This is a genomic window from Almyronema sp. (assembly GCF_052168255.1).
GTDB classification, from domain to species: domain Bacteria; phylum Cyanobacteriota; class Cyanobacteriia; order Phormidesmidales; family Phormidesmidaceae; genus Sphaerothrix; species Sphaerothrix epifaneia.
Map to the genome: position 1 here is coordinate 66,406 of NZ_JBQLZL010000002.1, position 3,256 is coordinate 69,661.

Consider the following 3,256-nt stretch of genomic DNA (forward strand, 5'->3'; position numbering starts at 1 on the left):
TCTTGTCTTTTAGAGTCTAATGTGAGGTCAATCTGGTAAGTTCTGAGCACTGGCGCAATATCTTCATCCCGCAGCTTCAACACCCGCTGAAAATATTGCAAATCATCCACGCTGCCCTCGCTAAGCTGCGGCTCGTAGGCTAGCATTTCCTCCACGGCTTGCTCAAACTCACCCAGCTTTTCCCAAAAAACCGCATAGGGCTGCAAGACCTCATGGGTAATTAGCTCGGCTTCTGGCTCGCTTAGCTGCAACTCGCGTGAGCGAAACTTAAACGCCCGCCGATCAATCGGCGAAAGCTTACCCCGCTTCCGCTTAGCCCGTTCATGCAGCTCTTTACGAAAAATCAACTTCGGATCACCCTGGGGCGCACGAGCAATCAAAATTTTATAGCCTTCTCGCACCGCATAAATTTCTGGCTGCATGGTCGGCGCGGCTTCCTGCACCTTTTCTTTGGCATACTCATGCAGCTCATCTACCGTCACCTGCCCGTCTTCATTGCGGTCAGCCGCCCCCGTTTCTAACCCCTGCACCAGATATTGGGTGTAGATGCTGGCTCCCTCTTTTTCGTAAGATACCTGAGTTGCCGTTGAAGACGTTAGTACAGCCCGTCCCTCGCCGCCCAACTGGGCTTTGACATTGATCGCCTCGTCAGATTTTGCCTTCATATCTCTGGCAAAAGCGCCGCTAAAGCAGCAGTCTAAAACCAACACCTGCCGATTAGAACGGCTTTGCCCCATGTAGTTTTGCAAAGCGCTAGCGCTAACTGCCGTGCTGGTAAGAATTCGCCCTTGAGCGTTCTTTTCAGTATTGGTAGTGGCAAAGTAAAGGGTGCCGTTGTCATCCCGTACTCCATGTCCTGAAAAATAGAGCAAAATCAGGTCATCACGGCTGCGGTTTTCGCCGAATAGCTGCTCGATCGCCTTTTCCATTTGGGTGCAATTGGGATTCAACAACCGCTCAACGGTGTTAAAGTCACCAATTTGAGGACTTTGCAAAACTCGCTGCACAGCTTCAATGTCTGCCTGCGTTCCCGGCAGATTAGACAACCCCTCGCCATACTCACTCACCCCAATTAGCAGCGCAATCTTTGCCATCAATCCTTGCTGGGTTCGCTTTTTACTACTCTAACCGTCAGGTGCGAAATATTCTCTAGCGCCTGTAGCTGCTGCTCTAGCTGCTCTGGGGTGCGATATTCTAACTTCACATCGCCATATTCAATTTTTAGCGTCGCCCCTGCAATCCTGTTTCTTAGCCAGCCCAGCACCGCCAGGATATTTTTTAGATTCACCTCCGCCTTAAGAATGCCTAAGTCAAATCCAGCTTCTCCGGCTTTGCTCCCTTCCGGGATCTCCGCCGATCGCGCCAGTTTTGCCGCTTCGGCTAGCCCTTCGTTCAGGTCAGTTGCTAGCTGTTGGGTGTAAGCTTCAAGGTCTTCTGGCTCTAGGTCTAGTCCGGCGTTGTTTAGGTCAATAAAGAGGTCAACAGTATTTGCCATCGTACTACTTGCGTTTAGTCATAGAGTTCGACGAAAAAAGGCAGATGGAGAAATGTTGAAAAAATCAGCTAGTTTTTCAATATGCTCTACCGTAAATTTGCGTTGACCATTGAGAATTGCAGACACAATTGACTCAGTTTTGAAAATAGGAACTAAATCTTTTTGTTTAAGACTAAACTCGTCAATTAATGCCCTAAGCAACTCAACACCGCTTAAATCTGGAATTGATACATGCTTTTCTTCGTATTCATGAACCAGAATACCCAGTACATTAACGTAGTCTTGCTTTTCTGGTGTTAGTTCGCCAGCGTCAAGCAAAGTATCGATAATCTCTTGAACTGCAAAAAACTCTGCCTCTGATTTAATGGGACGAGGTGGAAACTTTTGCAGCAGATCAATGTAACTATTAGGTTCGGTTGTAAACATACTTCCTCGCCCGTAATGGCGGCGACCCGAAAATAACTTCTTTAACTACTAACAGCGACGACCTGCTATTAGTCTATTTATACCAATCGTCTTTCTTCCAATCATTCTTGTCATATTCGGCGTGAGTAAGAACATGACGAATAAAAACCTTTTGGTAGGTATAGTCTACAAAAGCGATTAATCGATACTTGTTACCCCCTATATTGAAAATCGTAAAGTTTCCAACTTGATCAGCAGAAGAAAAGATCTCGCGTACTTTTACAAAGTTCTGCCAATCAGCGACGATTGTTAGCTTATACCAAAGAAGCAAACTGGTCTTGGCATCAGGATGCTTCTTCCAGAACTCTACAAGACGAGAGCGGGTAATAATGTGCATAACTACTTGACAAGAAGCAGGACATAATAAATCTCCACAAAAATGTAACCACTCGGTTACTGCTGGGTCTAATCAATAACTTGGCCACCTATCATTACTCAACTCTGATGACTGGTTATCGCCAGCAGAATCTTAGCAAATTGCGAACTCACCTACAAGTACAGAAAAATAAGGCTTCTAGGACACTCCTAAGCAGACAACAGTTGCCCTTATCGCAAAATCTAAACACCTGACAATGGTTTATACCGATTCTTCAACGTAAAGGTACAGATGAGAATGCCGAAACGTCTGCAGATCAGAGACTGTTCAATTCAAAATCTAAAATCTAAAATCGAGAATTGATATTACCCAAGGGATTCCGCTTAGCTTGCAGTAGGACATCCAGTAGCCCGTTCACATTGAGTTCCAAAGTTTATGCTAACCACAATGCCTTAAATCCCTGGATGACCGGCTGAGCCAAACACATCTATCTCGTGTTCCTGTGCTTGTTCCATCTCGCTCACATAACCACAGTGCGCTTCTGGAAAGGCATCGCAGTAAGTTACATAGGGCTTGATGTCTAGCACGGGGGTTTGATCGAGCAGGTCAATGCCTTCAACAGAGAGCATCAAACCTTCCACTTTGATCAGTTTGGGGGCGCTCAAACCAATTGGGTTAGGCCGATGGGGGGCACGCGTTGCCAGTGTGCCGCGCCGAGTGCGGGGGCCACGGGGAGGAGTGACGGTGGGGTTCCAGTGGTGGTTGAGATGCAGCCAAGAAATCACCCAGATACGCTCAAAGCCAGAGAGATCTTTAAGGGCGATCGCAGGTAAGACCGTTTCAAATAGCTCAATTTGGGCGATCGCAGGCTGATAGTCTGCTGGGGCAGAGCGCAGCGCCGCTTGGCGGGGGGTGCCGTGACGCTCGGTATAGGGCGAATGCACAATACCAATCGGGCGCAGCGTAATTTCGTGGGGGAA

5 protein-coding genes are annotated in these 3,256 nt (G+C 47.5%); all 5 read right to left on the reverse strand.

Features of this window, described 5'->3' with window-relative positions; all coding sequences use genetic code 11:
• The coding region (locus ACTS3T_RS00440) for a caspase family protein (RefSeq protein ID WP_462934571.1) at positions 1-1,094 on the reverse strand (1,094 nt) is incomplete at its 3' end.
• A complete protein-coding gene (locus ACTS3T_RS00445) occupies positions 1,094-1,495 on the reverse strand; it encodes a hypothetical protein (protein WP_377965995.1) in 402 nt (133 codons plus the stop codon). The genes ACTS3T_RS00445 and ACTS3T_RS00440, both read right to left, overlap by 1 nt.
• 18 nt (positions 1,496-1,513) lie before the next feature.
• Complete coding sequence (locus ACTS3T_RS00450) at positions 1,514-1,921, reverse strand: helix-turn-helix domain-containing protein (RefSeq protein ID WP_377965997.1); 408 nt, start codon at positions 1,919-1,921, stop codon at positions 1,514-1,516.
• A gap of 73 nt (positions 1,922-1,994) precedes the next feature.
• Positions 1,995-2,297: a type II toxin-antitoxin system HigB family toxin gene (locus ACTS3T_RS00455; RefSeq protein ID WP_377965999.1), complete on the reverse strand. Its 303-nt coding sequence runs from the start codon at positions 2,295-2,297 to the stop codon at positions 1,995-1,997.
• 431 nt (positions 2,298-2,728) lie between these two features.
• Positions 2,729-3,256, reverse strand: a 528-nt coding sequence (tsaA, locus tag ACTS3T_RS00460) for a tRNA (N6-threonylcarbamoyladenosine(37)-N6)-methyltransferase TrmO (protein ID WP_462934572.1), incomplete at its 5' end; no start/stop codon positions are given.

What these genes read in the sequence shown, in the direction of transcription:
- ACTS3T_RS00450 (WP_377965997.1), bottom strand. Translation starts at nt 1,921, where the DNA reads ATGTTTACAACCGAACCTAATAGTTACATTGATCTGCTGCAAAAGTTT.
- ACTS3T_RS00455 (WP_377965999.1), bottom strand. Translation starts at nt 2,297, where the DNA reads ATGCACATTATTACCCGCTCTCGTCTTGTAGAGTTCTGGAAGAAGCAT.
- ACTS3T_RS00445 (WP_377965995.1), bottom strand. Translation starts at nt 1,495, where the DNA reads ATGGCAAATACTGTTGACCTCTTTATTGACCTAAACAACGCCGGACTA.